Annotated in this window: 1 protein-coding gene; it reads left to right on the forward strand. The window is 48.8% G+C overall.

Annotated features, from left to right (window positions below; all coding sequences use genetic code 11):
• Positions 1 to 519: 1-phosphofructokinase family hexose kinase (locus tag R7Q46_RS28330; protein WP_318078462.1), on the forward strand; the 519-nt coding region annotated here is incomplete at its 5' end.
• Between the last annotated feature and the right edge of the window lie 88 nt (positions 520 to 607).

Consider the following 607-nt stretch of genomic DNA (forward strand, 5'->3'; position numbering starts at 1 on the left):
CAATGCGCAGCGTGGATTGAAAAACTGCATCAACAAGGCAAAAAAGTATTGTTCGACAGCAGCAAAGCCGCTCTACGTGCAGGTATTGATGCTCATCCATGGCTTATTAAACCAAATGACGAAGAGCTGAGTGACTTTGTCGGTGAGCACCTAGAAACGCCAGAACAGTGCCAAGTGGCAGCACAAACCCTCAGCAACAAAGGCATAGAGAATATTGTTGTGTCGATGGGCGCTGACGGTGTGATGTGGCTAAACCAAGGCGAGTGGCTACGCGCACAACCGCCACGCATGAATGTGGTGAGCACCGTAGGTGCGGGCGACACACTGGTGGCAGGCTTATGCTGGGGTCACATGCAAGTGATGCCGAAACACGATTTATTACGCTTCGCGACAGCGCTTTCTGCTTTAGCAGTTAGCCAAGTTGGCGTGGGGCTAACCAGTCAAGAAGAACTGGAAAACATTAAGCTGCAAACACAAGTCAGCGAGCTTTACCCTAATACGAACTTAGACAAAAACTAAGGAACAGAAGGTTATCAGTATGAATATTGCCATTATTACTGCCTGCCCTAGTGGTGTTGCTAATAGCATCCTTGCGGCGGGTCTATTA

The organism is Vibrio sp. 811 (assembly GCF_033339195.1).